The organism is Streptomyces violaceorubidus, assembly GCF_000717995.1.
GTDB lineage: Bacteria > Actinomycetota > Actinomycetes > Streptomycetales > Streptomycetaceae > Streptomyces > Streptomyces violaceorubidus.
On sequence record NZ_JODM01000145.1, the window covers coordinates 1 to 536 of the forward strand.

General features: G+C 73.7%; 1 protein-coding gene. It reads left to right on the plus strand.

The window, feature by feature from the left end:
* A partial coding sequence (locus IE94_RS36705; protein WP_037924833.1) for an AMP-binding enzyme occupies positions 1-536 on the plus strand: 536 nt, incomplete at both ends.

The window sequence follows — 536 nt, forward strand, 5'->3', positions numbered from 1 at the left end:
GGCAGTCCGGGCAGTTTCATCGGGGAGCCGATCCCCGACCTGCGTCTGTACGTCCTGGACCAGGCCTTGCAGCCGGCCGCGCCCGGAGTGACGGGGGAGATGTATGTGGCGGGCCCGGGACTGGCCCGGGGCTACCACGACCGGCCGGGTCTGACCGCCGAGCGGTTCGTCGCCGACCCCTACGGCCCCGCGGGGACGCGCATGTACCGCAGCGGCGACCTCGCCCGCTACACCCCGGCCGGGGAACTCGAATACCTGGGCCGGGCCGACCAGCAGGTCAAACTCCGCGGCTTCCGTATCGAACCCGGAGAGATCCAGACCGCCCTCACCACCCACCCCGCACTCGCCCAGGCCGCGGTGGTCCTGCGCGAGGACACCCCGGGCGGGGCCCGCCTGGCCGCCTACCTCGTCCCCGCACCGGGCGGGCAGGTCCCCGGCCCACGGGAGCTGCGGGAACACCTCACCGGACTCCTGCCGGACTACATGATCCCCGCCTCCTTCGTCACCCTCGACGCCCTCCCCCTGACCCCGAACGG